Annotated in this window: 15 protein-coding genes and 1 tRNA gene; 6 read left to right on the plus strand and 10 right to left on the minus strand. The window is 68.0% G+C overall.

Going from position 1 to position 15,876, the window contains the following annotated elements; translation table 11 throughout:
• Positions 1 to 43: 43 nt before the first annotated feature.
• Positions 44 to 751, minus strand: a complete 708-nt coding sequence (locus tag ACFVVM_RS22380; RefSeq protein WP_387621423.1) for a hypothetical protein — start codon at positions 749 to 751, stop codon at positions 44 to 46.
• Between the two features lie 275 nt (positions 752 to 1,026).
• On the opposite strand from ACFVVM_RS22380, the gene rfbB reads away from it, so the two are divergent.
• The gene (rfbB, locus tag ACFVVM_RS22385) at positions 1,027 to 2,028 is read left to right on the plus strand and encodes a dTDP-glucose 4,6-dehydratase (protein WP_387621426.1); all 1,002 of its coding nucleotides are present in this window, start codon (positions 1,027 to 1,029) and stop codon (positions 2,026 to 2,028) included.
• Between the two features lie 22 nt (positions 2,029 to 2,050).
• Here rfbB and ACFVVM_RS22390 read toward each other — a convergent pair whose 3' ends face one another.
• Both ACFVVM_RS22390 and ACFVVM_RS22395 read right to left on the minus strand, forming a co-directional pair.
• Positions 2,051 to 3,586, minus strand: coding sequence for a DUF2142 domain-containing protein (locus ACFVVM_RS22390; RefSeq protein ID WP_387621429.1), 1,536 nt, complete (start codon positions 3,584 to 3,586; stop codon positions 2,051 to 2,053).
• On the minus strand, positions 3,583 to 4,551 hold the full coding sequence (locus tag ACFVVM_RS22395; RefSeq protein ID WP_387621432.1) for a glycosyltransferase: 969 nt from the start codon (positions 4,549 to 4,551) through the stop codon (positions 3,583 to 3,585). The genes ACFVVM_RS22390 and ACFVVM_RS22395 overlap by 4 nt, the downstream gene beginning before the upstream one ends.
• A 54-nt stretch (positions 4,552 to 4,605) precedes the next feature.
• Between ACFVVM_RS22395 and ACFVVM_RS22400 the strand changes: the two genes are divergently transcribed.
• Together ACFVVM_RS22400 and ACFVVM_RS22405 are read left to right on the plus strand one after the other, a co-directional pair.
• On the plus strand, positions 4,606 to 5,208 hold the full coding sequence (locus tag ACFVVM_RS22400; protein ID WP_387621435.1) for a GtrA family protein: 603 nt from the start codon (positions 4,606 to 4,608) through the stop codon (positions 5,206 to 5,208).
• A 112-nt stretch (positions 5,209 to 5,320) separates the two neighbouring features.
• Positions 5,321 to 7,219: a glycosyltransferase gene (locus tag ACFVVM_RS22405; RefSeq protein ID WP_387621438.1), complete on the plus strand. Its 1,899-nt coding sequence runs from the start codon at positions 5,321 to 5,323 to the stop codon at positions 7,217 to 7,219.
• Between the two features lie 86 nt (positions 7,220 to 7,305).
• Here ACFVVM_RS22405 and rsgA read toward each other — a convergent pair whose 3' ends face one another.
• The 6 genes from rsgA to ACFVVM_RS22435 form a co-directional block, all read right to left on the minus strand.
• The gene (rsgA, locus tag ACFVVM_RS22410; RefSeq protein WP_387621441.1) at positions 7,306 to 8,340 is read right to left on the minus strand and encodes a ribosome small subunit-dependent GTPase A; all 1,035 of its coding nucleotides are present in this window, start codon (positions 8,338 to 8,340) and stop codon (positions 7,306 to 7,308) included.
• Positions 8,341 to 8,554: 214 nt separating this feature from the next.
• A complete protein-coding gene (locus ACFVVM_RS22415; RefSeq protein WP_387621444.1) occupies positions 8,555 to 9,088 on the minus strand; it encodes a hypothetical protein in 534 nt (177 codons plus the stop codon).
• A gap of 63 nt (positions 9,089 to 9,151) precedes the next feature.
• Positions 9,152 to 10,237, minus strand: coding sequence for a glycosyltransferase (locus ACFVVM_RS22420; protein ID WP_387622315.1), 1,086 nt, complete (start codon positions 10,235 to 10,237; stop codon positions 9,152 to 9,154).
• Positions 10,238 to 10,266: 29 nt separating this feature from the next.
• On the minus strand, positions 10,267 to 11,100 hold the full coding sequence (locus ACFVVM_RS22425; protein ID WP_387621447.1) for an ABC transporter ATP-binding protein: 834 nt from the start codon (positions 11,098 to 11,100) through the stop codon (positions 10,267 to 10,269).
• 12 nt (positions 11,101 to 11,112) lie between these two features.
• Positions 11,113 to 11,898: an ABC transporter permease gene (locus ACFVVM_RS22430; RefSeq protein ID WP_387622317.1), complete on the minus strand. Its 786-nt coding sequence runs from the start codon at positions 11,896 to 11,898 to the stop codon at positions 11,113 to 11,115.
• A gap of 277 nt (positions 11,899 to 12,175) precedes the next feature.
• On the minus strand, positions 12,176 to 12,766 hold the full coding sequence (locus ACFVVM_RS22435) for a bacterial proteasome activator family protein (protein WP_387621450.1): 591 nt from the start codon (positions 12,764 to 12,766) through the stop codon (positions 12,176 to 12,178).
• A gap of 86 nt (positions 12,767 to 12,852) precedes the next feature.
• Between ACFVVM_RS22435 and ACFVVM_RS22440 the strand changes: the two genes are divergently transcribed.
• A complete protein-coding gene (locus ACFVVM_RS22440; RefSeq protein WP_387621453.1) occupies positions 12,853 to 14,055 on the plus strand; it encodes a cysteine desulfurase-like protein in 1,203 nt (400 codons plus the stop codon).
• Between the two features lie 119 nt (positions 14,056 to 14,174).
• Here ACFVVM_RS22440 and ACFVVM_RS22445 read toward each other — a convergent pair whose 3' ends face one another.
• Positions 14,175 to 15,158, minus strand: coding sequence for an NAD(P)H-quinone oxidoreductase (locus ACFVVM_RS22445; protein WP_387621456.1), 984 nt, complete (start codon positions 15,156 to 15,158; stop codon positions 14,175 to 14,177).
• Positions 15,159 to 15,316: 158 nt separating this feature from the next.
• Between ACFVVM_RS22445 and ACFVVM_RS22450 the strand changes: the two genes are divergently transcribed.
• Positions 15,317 to 15,407: transfer RNA gene (locus ACFVVM_RS22450), tRNA-Ser, on the plus strand.
• Between the two features lie 37 nt (positions 15,408 to 15,444).
• Positions 15,445 to 15,876 carry a hypothetical protein gene (locus tag ACFVVM_RS22455; protein ID WP_387621458.1) on the plus strand — a complete coding sequence of 144 codons (432 nt, stop codon included), beginning with the start codon at positions 15,445 to 15,447 and terminating at the stop codon, positions 15,874 to 15,876.

Here is a 15,876-nt window from a genome sequence, read left to right on the forward strand (position 1 = left end):
CCCGGAATCCGGACGGGGGCACGGTCGTCTGTGTGCTGCGGAATTACTTGGCAGCGGCCGGCGGGACGGGAGCCGGCTGGTTGATGGTGATGATGTACTGCAGCGCGGCACCGATCGCGACCGGGGCGGTCACCAGGATCTGGCCGGCGATCACGCCGAGGGCGCCGATGGTGGTGGCACCGACGATGCAGCCGGCGAGGGGGCCCGCACCGAACAGGGCCAGCAGGACACCGGTCGCGACGAGGCCGGCACCGGCGCCGACGATGCAACCGACAGCCGCGCCGCCGAGGCCACCGACGAGGGTGCCGATGGCGGCACCCAGGGAGATGGTGGAGGTCAGGCGGGACCAGGCGGCCTGCTCACGCTCGTACTCGGTCTTCCACGGCGCCTGGCTCTCGAAGGGGAGCGCGACGGGCTTGTAGACGGCCTTGGCGGGATCGAGCTGCGGGGTCAGGGTCGCGGTGTTGCCCGAGATCTCGGCCGCGATGGGGAGCTCGAACTCGTCGAGGCGGAACGAGAGCGGGGTGCCGGCGACGGTGGTGCCGTTGGCGGCCTTGACCTTGAAGACACCGTCCTCGACGACCAGCGAGCCGGCGTCGGTGGAGATGACGGCCTTCGCGTCGTCGACGACCTCGGCGGAGTAGTTGACCGCGTCGGCCTCCGGGGCCGGAGCGGCGTGGGCGGTACCGGCGGCGACGCCAAGAGCGGCGATCAGCAGCGCCGAGGTGGCGGTGAATTTCCTCATCAGCATTTTTGTTTGAACCTCGATGTTGGAGCTTTCGGAGGGGACTCGATGATCCAAAGCCTTCGCAGCTAACGAGCGGTGAACCGGCCGTGACTGTCTATTCAAATTCCGTTCACTGTTGATACCCCGGAGTCTGTGCGTATCCAGAAACCTGAGCGACGACCGGGGTTTTTCTCAGGAAACAGAACTTCAAGTCTTAACCTGGAACGATTCACTGTGACCGAGATCACGTCACCGCCTCCGAGCTGGTCAGGTGGTGGTGAGCACGTATCGTTGGCCTGGTGCGAGTGCTCGTAACCGGCGGGGCCGGGTTCATCGGTGCGAATTTCGTCCAGCAGACCGTGGCCACGCGCCCGGACGTGGGAGTGACCGTCCTCGACGCGCTCACCTACGCCGGAAATCGCGCCTCCCTCGACCCGGTCGCCGACCGGATCGAATTCGTGCACGGCGACATCGCCGACCTCGACCTGGTCGACAATCTGGTCAGCGGTGTCGACGCGGTCGTGCATTTCGCGGCCGAATCGCACAACGACAACTCCCTCGCCGAACCGTGGCCGTTCGTGCAGACCAATATCGTCGGCACCTACTCGCTGCTGCAGGCGGTGCGCCGCCACGATGTGCGCTACCACCACGTCTCCACCGACGAGGTGTACGGCGACCTCACCCCCGACGAGCCCGCCTTCACCGAAACGACCGCCTACAACCCGTCGAGCCCGTATTCGGCGACCAAGGCGGGCAGCGATCTGCTGGTGCGCGCCTGGGCCCGCTCGTTCGGCGTGCGCGCCACGCTGTCGAACTGCTCCAACAATTACGGTCCGTATCAGCACGTGGAGAAATTCATTCCGCGCCAGATCACCAATCTCATCGATGGCGTGCGGCCGCGCTTGTACGGCGCCGGTCATCAGGTGCGCGACTGGATTCACGTCGACGATCACAATCGCGCGGTCTGGGACATTCTCGACCGCGGCCGGATCGGCCGGACCTATCTCATCGGCGCCGACGGCGAACTCGACAATCTCAGTGTCGTCCAGCTGATTCTGCGCGCCTTCGACCGCGACCCCGCCGATTTCGATCACGTGACGGATCGCCCCGGTCACGACCAGCGCTACGCCATCGACGCGAGCGTGCTGCGCGACGAACTCGGCTGGTCACCGCGCTACGCCGATTTCCGGGCCGGACTGGCCGACACCATCACCTGGTACCGCGAGAACGAGGACTGGTGGCGGCCGAAGAAAGCCGATACCGAACGCGCTTACGCGGCCGCGGGCGAACAGAAATTGTGACCGCACACCGTCATTCGGGGAATCATCCCCAGATGACGGTGTAATACGTTGCGGCCGCGGCGATCAGCGCGAAGGTCGAGGCGCAGGTGACGGTGATCGCCGTCCCGCGCGTCGGCGTGACGCCCTCGGAATTCGTGAGCCGAAGCGGCACCCACCGCGCGACGACCGCGAGGCCGACGATGGCCAGCGGGACGAAATACCGGCCCTGTACACCGTCGATGATGTAGAAATCGACCGGCGTGAACGACATGTACAGCGTCACATAGATCATCGCCACACTGGCCAGCACCGTGAGTGCCACGATCAGCGTGCGCCGGAAAGTGGCTGTCGCGGTGCTCATTCGATCGGCGATGCCGAAACTCACCGCGAAGGCGATCAGGCACGCCAGCATCGATACCGCGGGCACGTCCACATACGCGAAACCGAGTTCACCGAAGAACTGGTTGAACCAGCGGTGATCGCGCAGCGCGATGCTCTCGCCGAAGGTGTGCACGAATTGCACCGGGTCGCCGAGGATGCCCTTGAGCTGATCGGCCGGGCGCACCTGGCCCCACTGGTGCGGCGGGCGCATCAGGCTCATGCCGTCACCGGTCGGCGCGGCGATCTTGGTCCAGGCCAGGAACAGGGCGGCGCCGGTCGCGGCGAACGCCCATGGCAGGAACCTGAGTTTCCCGGCGAGGCCGAGCCGGTCGGCCGGAACGACCACGACGAGCATCGCCAGCAGCACATACGTCGGCTTGCTCAAAGGCAGCGCGATCGCCGCGGCCAGCAGCGCGGCGGTCTCCACCGGGCGCAGGCGGTCGCCGACGAACAGGGCCTTGAGCAGCAGTGCCGACACCATGATGGCGAGCGCGTTGGTGAGCGTGTCCGCGGTGACGGTGCCCGCCTGGAACAGCGCGATCGGCAGCACGGCGACGGTGAACACCAGCCACTGGCTGCGCCGCTCCCGCAGCGCGTAGAGCGCGAACCCGACCACCGCCAGGTAGGCCACCAGGCCCGCCAGACGGGTCAGCAGGTACATGCCGCCGACGCTCAGGTCGAGCGCCTCGCCGAGCCGGATGCCGACGGCGGCGGGGACGTAGGGCACCGGCGAGTAGGCGGCGGTGTTGGTGAACCACATCTGCTGGGTCTGCGCGGAGATCTTCGCGGCGCCGAGCCGGTCGTAGGCGGCCGGGTCGGCCACCATCGCGAAGGGCTCTTCGGGGTTCTGGTTGTAGTCGTGGAAGGCGTAGTTCATCAGCGCGTCGACGCTGACCGGGATCTGCCCGCCGTAGGCGACCCCGCGATCGTCCTCGATCTCCTGCGGGAACACCCCGCCGTGGGCGACCTGGTAGGCGCGGCCGAACTGGGTGAGCTCGTCGTGGCCCCAGAACGGCGGGGTCAGCACGGCGAACAGCGCGCCGAAGATGGTGGCGATCACCGCGAACGCGACGGTCGCGGCGCCGAAGCGCCGGGTCAGCGAGTGGATCGGGGCGAGCGCCCGGTCCTTGGCCGATGGTGTGGGAGCGGCGGTCTTGCTCGGTTCGACGGTGGTGTCCGGCTCGGTCGAGGTGGTCACCGAGGGTCTCCGGTCGCGATGTCGGCGTTCACCCCGACGGCCGAGTAGCGCAGGTAGACCAGTCGCGCCGTCTCGTGCCGGGAGCGGCGGATGCCGTCGAGGATCAATCCGGCGGTCCAGGCGAGGCTGCCCAGCAGTAGCAGCGTGAACGCCAGGAACAGCGTCGGGAACCGGGCCACCTCGTGGGTGTTGTAGAACTCGATCACGATCGGGACGGTGAGCACGAGCGAGACCAGCCAGGCCAGCGTGCCGAACAGGCCGTAGAACGCCACCGGGCGCTCGTGGCGGGCCAGGCCCAGGATCAGCGCCAGGATCTTGGTGCCGTCGCGGTAGGTGCGCAGCTTGGACTCACTGCCGGCCGGGCGGTCGCGGAAACCCACCGGCACCGCGGTCCGCGGCACGCGCAGGTGCAGCGAGTGGACCGTCAGCTCGGTCTCGATCTCGAACTCGCGCGAGACCGCGGGGAAGCTTTTGACGAAGCGGCGCGAGAACACCCGGAACCCGCTCAGCATGTCCTCGACGTTCTCGCCGAACACCTTGCCGACCACGCCGTTGAGCACCTTGTTGCCGGTCTCGTGGCCGGAGCGGTAGGCGCTGGTGTCGGTGTCGTCCTGCTTGCGCACGCCGAGCACATGGTCGTAGGGGCCGTCGAGCAGCGTCTTGATCATCAGCGGGGCCGCCGAGGCCTCGTAGGTGTCGTCGCCGTCGATCATCAGGTAGATGTCGGCCTCGATGTCGGCGAAGGCGCGGCGGACCACATTGCCCTTGCCCTTGATGTTCTCGTAGCGCACGATCGCCCCGGCCTCGCGGGCGCGTTCGGCGGTGCGGTCGGTGCTCAGGTTGTCGTAGACGTAGACGACGATCCCCGGCACGGCGGCCTTGAGGTCGGCGACGACCTTGGCGACCGCGGCCTCTTCGTTGTGGCAGGGGACCACGGCGGCAATGCGAAGCTCGGTGGAGTCCACCCGGGTCAATCCTCGAATGTCGGCAGCAAGGGTCATCGGGAGGTTACACAGCGCGTGTCCTGTTCGCTCACCCGGTTCCGCGAGCTTATCGCGGGGGTGGAAGCGCTCTCGGTGTACGGTCGGCCCGTGTCCCAGCCCGATCCCGCCGTCGCCACCCCCGTGCCACTCGTGTCGAAGGTCGTGACGGCGCTGCGGCAGGGCGCGGCATTCCTCGTCGTCGGGGCGATCGGGTTTCTCGTCGACGCGGGTACCTACAACCTGCTGGTGTTCTGGGACGGCGGATTCTCCTTCGGCGAAGGTGTGCTCCATCACGCTCCGCTACCCGCCAAGATCATCGCGATCGCGGTGGCGACGGTGGTCACCTACTTCGGCAACAAGTGGTGGACCTTCTCCCACAAGAAGACCGACAACCCGGGGCGCGAATACCTTCTGTACTTTCTGTTCAACATCGTCGCGATCGGCCTGCAGCTCGGCTGCCTCGGCTTTTCCCGCTATGTGCTCGATCTGTCCTCCCCGCTGTCGGACAATATTTCCGGCACCCTGATCGGTCAGATCGTCGCGGTCGTATTCCGCTATTGGGCCTACGACAAATTCGTCTTCACCGGCTCCGCGGCAACCGGGGAGCAACACGCGCGGGGTGCGGCAACGCCTCACTGACAGCGCGACCGCGCCGCGCGATTGATATCCTCACCCCCGCCCGCGGCGACGCCCTTTTCTTTACGTGACTGCCTGCGTCGGCGCAGTCGATACCGAGAATTTCGAGGACTTCATGGAGCAGTCGGCTACTCAAGCCGTGACCGAATCGAACGATCGGCGCGAGGCCGCGCCCGCATCGCTGCGAGCCGAGCACTCAGCGCCCGAACGACTCGTGCTGGCCAGGGGCATCTTCACCGGGCCGTCGGCACGGGTGAGCGACGAGCTGTACGCCGTCGTCAAGGGGGGCGCCGCGGTTCGCGAGCGGCTGGCGCTGCACCTGCCCAAGGGCGCCACCGCGCACACCAACACCTACTTCGGCCGCTTCGCCGCCAGCTACTGGCAGCGCTGGACCACCGTCACCGAGGTGAGCGCGAGCGCGCAGCTCACCGTCGGCAACAGGGCCAACGTGCGCCTCGTCGCCTCCGACATCGCGGGCCACCGCCGCATCATCGCCTCGCTGGTGGCCACCAGCAGCGGCGTCGTGAGCCTGACCGCGCCGCTGGATCAGTACGTCGACGGCGGCGCGCTGTGGCTCGAGTTCGACGCCATCGGCGGCGAGCTCGACATCACCGACCTGGCCTGGACCGCGCAGGCGCCCGAGCGGGTGCGCCCGGTCGCCATCGCGATCTGCACCTTCAACCGCGCCGAGGACTGCGCGCACACGGTGGCCGCGCTGGCCTCCGATCCGACCGTGCTGGCCGCCATCGACGCGGTCTACGTCGTCGACCAGGGCACCGACCTGGTCGAGAACCGGCCGCTGTTCCAGCAGGTGCGCCCCGACTTCGGCGACAAGCTGCGCTACATCCGCCAGCCCAACCTCGGCGGTGCGGGCGGCTTCACCCGCGGCCTCTACGAGGTGTCGGCGGCCAACGAGCACGCCGACGTCATCCTGATGGACGACGACATCCTCTGCGAGCCCGAAACGGTCCTGCGGCTGCAGGCCTTCGCCAACCTCACCGTCGAACCGACGCTGGTCGGCGCGCAGATGCTGTTCCTGCTCAACCCCGACTACCTCAATGTCGGCGCCGAGGACGTGCACCTGCACGAGCTCAAGCACGGCCAGAAGGTGCCCAAGGCGCTGCGCAACACCTCCATGCTCAAGAAGAACCAGGAGCGCCGGGTCGACGCGGGCTACAACGCCTGGTGGACCTGCCTGATCCCGGCCGAGGTGGTCGCCAAGATCGGCCTGCCGGTGCCGATCTTCTTCCAGTGGGACGACGTCGAGTACGGCGTGCGGGCGCGCGAGCACGGTTTCGTCACCGTCACCCTGCCCAACGCCGCGGTCTGGCACGCCGACTTCTACTGGAAGGACTACGACGACTGGGCGCGCTACTTCTCCACCCGTAACTCGCTCATCGTCGGCGCGCTGCACACCGATCTCGACGGCAAGGCGATCACGCGCGAGTTCTTCCGCTACATCGCCGAGCATCTCGTCGGCATGCAGTACGGCCTGGTGCACACCACCCTGCAGGGCATCGAGGACTTCCTGAAGGGCCCGAAGGTGTTGCGCGACGGCGGAATCGACGCGCTCGCCGCCGCCCGCGCCACCCGCAACGACTACCCGGAGACGATCAAGCACCCCGCCGCGACCCCGCCGGTGAACTCCGCCGACATCTCGGTCCGCCGCGCCGGTGGCGAACCCAGCCGCACCACGCTCGTGCTGATCAAGCGCGCGATCGCCCAGTGGACCGGCCGCACCCAGCACGGCCTGATCGGTGTCACCCGCGAGGACGCGCACTGGTGGCATGTCGGCCTGTTCGACCACGTGGTCGTCACCGACGCCTCCCAATCCGGCGTCCGCGTCCGCATCCGCGACAAGGCCCGCGCCCGCGCCCTGCTCATCCGCACCTACCGCACCCTGCGCAAACTCCGCAAGGAACTCCCGGCCCTCCAGGCCGAATACCGCGCCGCCGTCCCCGAACTCACCAGCCGCGAGAACTGGGCCCGCCTCTACGGCATCGACCCCAGCTAGCTCCCGCGGATCAAGATCACCACGCTCTGGTGGCGGTCGGCTCTCGGCCGATGCTCACACCAGAGCGTGGTGATCACTTGCCCAGGTCAGCGGTGGCCGCGGGCCTGGTAGTGGCGGCGCTGGAATTTGGTGATGTCGCGCCAGACCTTCTCGCGTTCGGCGGCCAGGCGTTTGTCGGTTTTGGCTGCTTGGTACTCGTTCTCCTTGGCGAGTTTGCGATAGCTGATGAGGCGACGTTCCGGGAGCGTGCCGTCGTCGATGGCGGCGCGCACGGCGCAGCCGGGTTCGGACTCGTGCGCGCAATCGGCGAAACGGCAATCAGCGGTGAGGGATTCGATATCGCTGAAGGTCTTGCTGATGCCCTCGGTGGCGTCGTACAGGCCGATACCGCGTAGGCCGGGCGTATCGATGAGCGTGCCGCCGCCGGGCAGTGCGCGCAATTCGCGGTGCACGGTGGTGTGGCGGCCCTTGCCGTCGACCGCGCGTACCGCGTTGGTGGCGAACACGTCCTCGCCGAGTAGTGCGTTGGCGAGGGTCGACTTGCCCGCACCGGACGGGCCGATCAGTGCGACGGTGCCGTCGAGCACCGCGGTGAGCACATCCAGCCCGGTCTCGGCGGCGGCACTCACCGCGAGCACCGTCGCACCCGGCGCGACCGCGCGCACGATGTCGAGTGGGATGTCCACCGCCGCATCGGCTTTGGTGAGCACCACGACCGGCTGGGCGTTGCTCTCCCAGGCGAGGGCGAGCATGCGCTCGATCCGGCCCAGGTCCACATCACCGTCGGCGGCGGTACAGATCAGCACGGTGTCGACATTGGCGGCCAGCACCTGGGCGACGGATCGCCCCGACACCGACGACCGGACGATGGCCGAGCGGCGCGGCAACAGCTGCCGCACAGTGCCTTCGGCATCGAGGCCGACCCAGTCGCCGGTGCACAGTCCGGTGAGGTCCCGGGTGCAGGTGGCTCTGGCCGGTCCGCTCGGTGTCACCACATCGCATTCGCTGCGGTCCATCCGGACGATCCTGGCCGGGATGCGCTCGGGGTCGAGCTGGGGGAGATATTCGTTGGCTACGGCTTCGGTCCAGCCGTAAGGGACGAGTCGGTCGTAGTCGACCATGAGGGGAATCCTTCGTCGGGTGCCGAACCCGAACGAGCGGATTCAGCGAGGTGAGGTGATGTCCGGAAGGGCCAGGGCGGGCGCAGCGATGCGCGGCCCGGGCGCGGCAATCCACGCGGGCGTATTCACGGACATCCACCTCCTCTCCAACGTTCGACCTCGACTCTGCCCGACGGCCCGAGAACTCCGCAACCGATTTATCGCCGGTGCCCGGCTACGGCACGAAGACCTCGACCGACTGCGGCAGGTTCGGCCGGTCCGTCCGCACGGTCAGCAGCACACGGCCAGGGCCGGTGCCGGCGAGGACGATCGTGGGGTAGGTGCTCGTGCGCCCGGCGGGGATGAAGTGGGTCACCGAGCCGGTGTTGCCGTGGTCGAGGTTGTGCCATTCGGCGACCAGGTGCACGTCGCAGGCCAGGACGGTCGGCGCCCAGTTGCCCAGCGGGGAGAAGCCCTGGGAGACCCGCAGCACCACCGAGTGCTCGGCGCCGGGCGCTTCGGTGTACTCGGCGAGCGGGCCGTCGAACCCGTTGCCCGCCACATTCAGGATGCCGACGCAGACGCCGTCGCCGAGGAAGGCGACCGGGGCGGTCCGGAAATCGGTCATGGCGCAGGTACGCGGGCCCACATTGGACCAGCCGAGCTGGCAGGGGTCGGCGGCGTGCGCGGTACCCGGTGCGGCGAGACAGAGCGCGGCGCCGGCGAGAACGGCCGCCGCGGCGGATGCGAAACTCTTCGTTGAGGTCACATCTCGCATCGTAAGACGGATCGGCCACTCATTTCCAGCGCGAACGACCCCCGATTTCCGGGGTTATTCCGGTTTGCCGAAATGTTCGTTGCGGCCCAGCGAGCGCAGCCGGAACCATTCCTTGAGCCCGGCCGGATCGCGGCGCGTCACCAGGAAGAACCAGGAGAAACGGATCCACTCCTGCGGCAACAACTTCCGCATACCCGGCTGCGACATCAGGTAGCCGCGGTTGCGGTAGGTGAAGTAACGCTTGACCGGGTCGTCCGGGTATTGGGTGTGCATCCGGCCGCCGAGGATCGGCTTGAATTCCTCGGCGCCGTTGGGATGCAGGTAGGCGGTCTGCAGACAGGTGCCGAACGGCAGGCCCGAGCGGACCAGGCGACGATGCACCTCCACCTCGTCACCGCGCACGAACAGACGCAGGTCGGGCACGCCGATCAGGTCGACGGCCTTGGCCGAGATCAGCGCGCCGTTGAACAGCGAGGCGATGCCGGGCAGGAAGTCCTCGTCACCGAGCTCGGAGCGCAACCGCCGCCACACCACGCCGCGGCGCAGCGGGAAGGCGAGGCGGTCGGGTTCGTCGATATCGCAGACCACCGGGGAGACCTCGACCAGATCGTGCCTGCGCGCGCAATCGATCAGCGTGGCGAGCACCTCGGGACCGTCGGGTCGGCCGTCGTCATCGGCCAGCCACACCCAGTCCGCGCCGAGGGTGAGCGCGTGCAGCATGCCGAGCGCGAACCCGCCCGCGCCGCCGAGATTGTGCCGCGAACCCAGGTAGGTCGCCTCGATCGGCTGCTGGGCGACCAGCTCGGCCACCGCGTCCTCGTTGGCGTTGTCGACCACGATCAGATGGTCGACCGGGCGCGACTGCGAGGCCAGCACCTTCAGCGACTCGGCCAGCAGTTCCCGGCGCTTGTGCGTGACGACCACCGCGATGATCCGGGCTTCCGGACCGGTCTCGGTGCGCAGATCGGCCAGCTCGGCGCCCTCGGGCAGTTCGGCGTCGTCGGGGAGTTCGGCGGTGTCAGGCAATTCGGTGGGCAGCTCGGCCTCCGCGGGCAAGTCGGCGGCGGGTTCGATCGGCGCCGCTGTCGCCTCGAGCCGGTCGGTCATGCTGAAACCGCCGGGCACGCTGGGGCGGCTCATCTTCGTTGCCGAATCCGGCTGTCGACCGCTCATGCCTGGTTCTGCTCCAGTTCCTTCTCGCCCGTCGCGCCCTCGGTCTCCAGTTCGCGCAGCACCTGTGCCACGTGATTACCCGCCTCGGGACCCTCGTACGCTCGCACAACTTCTTCGATCCCGCCGTGCAAGCGGATCTGTCCGTGGTCGACCCACATCGCGGTATCGCAGAGCTGGGCGAGGAACTCGTTGGAATGACTGGCGAAGACCAGGATGCCCGAGCGCGCGACCAGCGACTGCAGCCGCTCACGGGCCTTCTTCATGAACTCCGCGTCGACCGCGCCGATACCCTCGTCGAGCAGCAGGATCTCGGGGTCGATCGAGGTCACCACGCCCATCGCCAGCCGCACGCGCATGCCGGTGGAGTAGGTGCGCAGCGGCATCGACAGGTATTCGCCGAGCTCGGTGAAATCGGCGATCTCGTCGATCTTGGCCAGCATCTGCTTGCGCGTCTGACCGAGGAACAGGCCGCGGATGATGATGTTCTCGTAGCCGGAGATCTCCGGGTCCATGCCGACGCCGAGGTCGAACACCGGGGCCACCCGCCCGCGGATGCGGGCGCTGCCGCGCGAGGGTTCGTAGATGCCCGACAGCAGCCGCAGCAGCGTCGACTTGCCCGCGCCGTTGTGGCCGACCAGCCCGATCCGGTCGCCCTCCTTGAGCGAGAGGTTGATGTCACGCAGCGCCTCGACGACCACCACATCGGAGCTGTTGCGCCCGATCGCGCCGCCCGCCTTGCCCAGGAACGCCTTCTTCAGCGACCGCGACTTGGCGTCGAAGATGGGGAACTCGACCCACGCCTCATGGGTTTCGATACTCACACGGCTCATCGGAGTCTGCTCCTAAACCCAGTACGGGACGCGGGCACGGTACTGCTTGAGCGCCAGGATCGCCACGATCCAGCCGATCAGCGTGATCACGCCGACGATCACCCAGTGCCGCAGCGCCGACGGCTCGCCGAGCAGGGGCGCGCGGATGATCTCCAGGTAGTGGTAGGTGGGCACGATCTCGAGCAGCCGCGCCCGGTCGCTCATGTCGCCCGCCGCGTTCTCCAGCGCCTTGGTCGACCACATGACCGGGGTGAGCACGAACAGCATCAGCGTCATCGAGCCGAGGATCGGGGCGATGTCGCGGTAGCGGGTGGCGAAGATGCCGAACGCGATCGAGATCCACATGGCGTTGAGGAACAGCAGCAGGACCGCGGGGATCACCAGCAGGACCGAGGCGTCGAGATCACGCCAGATGGAGAACGCCACCAGCAGCAGGACATAGATCGCCGCATTGTGGAGGAAGAAGAGGAATTGTCGCCACACCAGGCGATAGACGTGCACGCTCAGCGCCGAGGGCAACTGTTTGATCAAACCCTCGTTGGCGATGAATACATCGGAGCCGTCGAGAATCGCGGCACTGATGACATTCCAGACAATCAGGCCGATCGTCACATAGGGGAGATATTCACTGATCGGCTGATCGAGCAATGTCGAATACAGCAGACCCATCGCCAAGGCCTGCAGACCGGTCGCGATGGTGATCCAGAACGGGCCGAGCACCGACCGGCGATACCGCTGCTTGATGTCCTGCCAGCCCAGCGACAACCACAGCTCGCGCTGATGGAAGCCGTCGCGCATGTCCTTGAACGCGCGCTTGAACGTCTGCGAGTCCGACACGATCGGGGTCGCGACGAGCAGCGGTGCGTCGGTGGTGTGCTCGGCTTCGGCTACTTCGGTCAGCTCGGTGTCGGTGGCTGAACCGTCGGTGTTGTCTTCGGAAGGCACGGGGCTCTCTTCGGGACGCGCGTCACTCTGGTCGGAGACCGATTCGGGGCGAGCGGAGGCGGCGGGCACGGTCCCCGACACTACAGTGTCTATTTCCGGCTGGCGCCGGGTGTTCGCGGCCCTGAGGGGCTTATAGGTACTGCCCGCCGCCGACGTGACCGCCCGTTTTGTGATCGCCCGCGTGCATGCCCGGTGGCAGTGCCCCTTGACGCATCTGTTCGAGCTGGGCGCGCGCGGCCATCTGCTGGGCGAACAGCGCGGTCTGGATGCCGTGGAAGAGCCCCTCGAGCCAGCCGACCAGCTGGGCCTGGGCGATGCGCAGCTCCGCATCGGAGGGCACCGACTCGTCGGTGAAAGGCAGGGTGAGCCGTTCCAGCTCCTCGCGCAGCTCGGGGGCCAGGCCCTGCTCGAGCTCGCGGACCGAGGACTTGTGGATCTCCTTGAGGCGCGAGCGGCTGGCGTCGTCCAGCGGTGCCGCGCGCACCTCTTCGAGCAGCTGTTTGATCATGGTGCCGATGCGCATCACCTTGGCGGGCTGCTCGACCATGTCGGCCAGCGATTCCCCGGCGTCACCGCTGTCCGCGTCGGCCTTCTCGCCGTCGTCGGGCACCACCTGCCCGGTGAAGGCGGCCTCGCCGTTCGCGTCGACCGGCACGGTGAGCGGACGGCCGTCGGGACCGATCACGACGATGGATTCGGGGACATCCTCCGAGTGCGTCATATCCCTATCATTGCGTGTGTGTCGGGTTCGCGCTAAAACCCCTACGCGGTTACACCGCGACGCCCGCTGCCCTTAAAGTGGCCACCATGACTTATGACGTCGCGAGGGTTCGGGGCCTGATACCGTCCCTGGGCGACGGCTGGATCCATCTGGACCCGCAGGCGGGGATGCTGGTTCCCGATTCGGTATCTCGTGCCGTCTCAACGGGTTTCCGTACCTCCTCGTTTTCGCACATCGGCCGCCACGGTGCGGCGACACGCAGCGGCGCCATTCTCGACGCCGCCCGCGAGGCGGTCGCCGACCTGGTCGGTGGAGATCCGGCCGGCGTCGTGCTCGGACCCGATCGCGCGGTTCTGCTGGCCTGGCTGGCCGAATCGCTGAGCTCGCGCCTGGGCCTGGGCACCGGCATCGTGCTCTCGCGCCTCGACGACGAGGCCAATGTCGCGCCCTGGCTGCGCATCGCCAACCGGTACGGCGCGCACGTGCGCTGGGCCGAGGTGGAGATCGAGACCTGCGAGATGCCGTCGTGGCAGTTCGAGGAGCTGATCGGCCCGACCGCGCGCCTGGTCGCGCTCACCGCCGCGTCCCCGATCGTCGGCTCCGCGCCCGCGGTCCGGGTGGCGGCCGACCGCGTGCACGACGTGGGTGGCCTGCTGGTCGCCGACGCGTTCGGCGCCGCGCCCTACGCGCTGATCGACATCGACGAGCTCAACGCCGATGTGGTCGCGCTGAGCGCGCCGTCGTGGGGCGGTCCGCAGGTGGGCGCGCTGGTCTTCCGCGATCCGGCCTTCCTCGACCGGATCCCGTCGATGTCGCTCAACCCCTACGCCAAGGGCGCTGAACGGCTCGAGGTGGGCGGGCACCAGTACGCGCTGCTGGCCGGGCTCACCGAGTCGATCGACTTCCTCGCCAAGCTCGACGAGCGCGCCACCGGCACCCGCCGCGAGCGGCTGGAGATGTCGATCACCTCGCTGCAGGACTATCACGATCAGCTCTTCGACCATCTGATGCAGGTGCTGGAGAAGATCGAGGGCCTGACCGTGATCGGCCGCGCCTCCACCCGCATCCCCACCGTCAGTTTCACGATGGCCGGGATGCAGGCGGAGAAGGTGGCGGCCAAGCTGGCCGACAACCGGATCGGCACGGTCAGCGGGGTGCACGGCGGGAGCCGGTTGCTCGACGCGCTCGGCGTCAACGACGAGGGTGGCGCGGTCACCATCGGGCTGGCTCCCTATACGACGCGCTACGAGATCGACCAGCTCGGCCGCGCGCTCATCGCCCTCGAATAAACCGCCGCCCGGCGAACTGTCGCGCTGTCGACAGCGGCTACTCGAGCTGAGTGTTCGGTCGCCACCGGCGCCCAACTGGTCCGTCCGCGTGCAGTGGATCCGACCGTTCCGGGCGCCGATCAGTCGCGGATGCGCAGAACCACCTTGCCGAAGGTGGCCGAGTCGTCGAGCAGCTCGTGCGCCCGTGCCGCCTCGGTGATCGGCACCTCCGCCGAGATCACCGGGACCACCTCGCCCGCGGCGACCTGCGGCCACAGCTGCGCCCGCACCGCCGCGATGATCTCGGCCTTGCTGCCGACACCGGTCCGCGGCCTGCTTCGCACATTCGTCGCGTGCACCGTGCCCCACTTGCGCAGCAGCGCGCCCAGGTTCAGGGTGCCCTCGACCCCGCCCTGCATGCCGATCACCACCAGCTGCCCGTGCGGGGCCAGCGCCTCCACATTGCGCTCCAGATACACCGCGCCCATGTTGTCGAGAACGATGTCGGCGCCACCCTCACCAGCGATCACCTCGACGAAGTCCTGCGTCCGATAGTTGATCAGCACCTCGGCCCCCAGCTCCGCGCACTTGGCCAGCTTCTCGTCCGACCCCGCCGTCACCGCCACCCGCGCACCCCGCCGCCGGGCCACCTGAATCGCATGCGTCCCGATCCCACCCCCGCCACCGTGGATCAACACCAACTGCCCCGCCCGCATCCCCGCCGTCAGCACCAGGTTCGACCACACCGTGGCCGCCACCTCCGGCATCCCCGCGGCCGCCACGGGATCGAGCCCCGCCGGAATCGGCAGCAACTGCGTGGCGGGCACCGCGACCAGCTCCGCGTACCCACCACCCGACAGCAGCGCACACACCCGATCCCCGACCCGCCAGTCGCTCACCCCCGCCCCGAGCGCGACGATCGTCCCCGAACACTCCAGCCCCAACACCGAACTGGCATCGGCGGGCGGCGGATAGAACCCCCGCCGCTGCAACAGATCGGCCCGATTCACCCCCGCCGCGATGACCTCGACCAGAACTTCCCCCGGCCCCGGCTCCGGATCGACCGTCACGGTCCACTCCATCACCTCTGGCCCACCGAACCCGTCCAACTCGATCGCGTGCATTCCGCCTCCCCGCGTATTTTGGCCAGACCCAGGTGCGTGGAACTTCGCGTTGGCGCCCGGCGGTTGCGTTGGTTGGTTCGTTGGCTCGTTCCCGGTGAGTTACCCATGTACTTGCGAGATCTGTGGGCGCAACGGCATCCGCTACGATCTCAGCTTAGGGAGACGTGGCAGAGCGGCCGAATGCACTCGCCTTGAAAGCGAGCGTGGCGTAAAAAACCACCGGGGGTTCAAATCCCTCCGTCTCCGCCACCGCCGGGTTCGGCGACGTCGTACGAGGGGAATTCTCATGACCGGTCCCGTCCCAGGGGCTGCCGTTTCGGCGCCGCCGCAGTTCCGTACCGTCCCGGGGCAGACCGGGATCATCGTCTACGCGTGGAAGATGCCGATCGCCTTCGGTATCGGCGTGAAGATCCGCGTCAACGGCTATCCGATTCCGAAGGCGAAGTGGGGCGCCAACTTCGTGCCGGGTCCGCCCGGGGTGCACACGGTGACCGTCGATTCGACGCAGCTGGGGATGGAGTACGGCGGTAGTGCCGTCGCGCTGCAGGTCTTCCCCGGGTACGCCACCGAGGTGCACTACACCGTGCCCGCGAACACGTTCGCGAAGGGCGTGCTCACGCCTGAGCGCCGGAGTGCGCCCGGCCAGGTGGTCGGGTACCTCAGCTTGGCGATCTGCGTCCTGCTCCTGGCGTTCTCGGTGTACGTGTTGGTCACGTAG

The sequence above is a fragment of the Nocardia sp. NPDC058176 genome, assembly GCF_042883805.1.
Classification (GTDB): Bacteria; Actinomycetota; Actinomycetes; order Mycobacteriales; family Mycobacteriaceae; genus Nocardia.

What these genes read in the sequence shown, in the direction of transcription:
- ACFVVM_RS22380 (WP_387621423.1), bottom strand. Translation starts at nt 751, where the DNA reads ATGCTGATGAGGAAATTCACCGCCACCTCGGCGCTGCTGATCGCCGCT.
- ACFVVM_RS22405 (WP_387621438.1), top strand. Translation starts at nt 5,321, where the DNA reads ATGGAGCAGTCGGCTACTCAAGCCGTGACCGAATCGAACGATCGGCGC.
- rsgA (WP_387621441.1), bottom strand. Translation starts at nt 8,340, where the DNA reads ATGGTCGACTACGACCGACTCGTCCCTTACGGCTGGACCGAAGCCGTA.
- ACFVVM_RS22420 (WP_387622315.1), bottom strand. Translation starts at nt 10,237, where the DNA reads ATGAGCCGCCCCAGCGTGCCCGGCGGTTTCAGCATGACCGACCGGCTC.
- ACFVVM_RS22425 (WP_387621447.1), bottom strand. Translation starts at nt 11,100, where the DNA reads ATGAGCCGTGTGAGTATCGAAACCCATGAGGCGTGGGTCGAGTTCCCC.
- ACFVVM_RS22430 (WP_387622317.1), bottom strand. Translation starts at nt 11,898, where the DNA reads ATGCGCGACGGCTTCCATCAGCGCGAGCTGTGGTTGTCGCTGGGCTGG.
- ACFVVM_RS22435 (WP_387621450.1), bottom strand. Translation starts at nt 12,766, where the DNA reads ATGACGCACTCGGAGGATGTCCCCGAATCCATCGTCGTGATCGGTCCC.
- ACFVVM_RS22440 (WP_387621453.1), top strand. Translation starts at nt 12,853, where the DNA reads ATGACTTATGACGTCGCGAGGGTTCGGGGCCTGATACCGTCCCTGGGC.
- ACFVVM_RS22445 (WP_387621456.1), bottom strand. Translation starts at nt 15,158, where the DNA reads ATGCACGCGATCGAGTTGGACGGGTTCGGTGGGCCAGAGGTGATGGAG.
- ACFVVM_RS22455 (WP_387621458.1), top strand. Translation starts at nt 15,445, where the DNA reads ATGACCGGTCCCGTCCCAGGGGCTGCCGTTTCGGCGCCGCCGCAGTTC.